The 279-nt window shown below is 40.1% G+C and carries 1 protein-coding gene; it reads right to left on the reverse strand.

Annotated elements, in window-relative coordinates:
- The coding region (locus G6042_RS00415; protein ID WP_169522329.1) for a transposase at positions 1-279 on the reverse strand (279 nt) is incomplete at both ends.

Genomic DNA, 279 nt, shown 5'->3' on the forward strand with positions numbered 1-279 from the left:
AATCGGGCACACCAAGGATATTGATGCTGCGTTTGATGTTATACACCAGCATAATCAAACTGTGTTCGCCGTTTACTTTCTCTAATCCTATTAAATTGGTGTGGTTATATCCCCATTTTCGTTTTATTGTTCCAAAGATGTGTTCGTTGATTTCTTGACGTTTTCTATAGAGTTGCTGGTTGGCTTTATAGCGTTTGTTGTTTTCCTCTACTGCATCAGCATACTCACTTCGGTCAATCTCTCTTCCGCCTTTTCGGCTGGTACATTGGTCTTTTACTG

Source organism: Flavobacterium solisilvae (assembly GCF_012911605.1).
Lineage (GTDB): Bacteria > Bacteroidota > Bacteroidia > Flavobacteriales > Flavobacteriaceae > Flavobacterium > Flavobacterium solisilvae.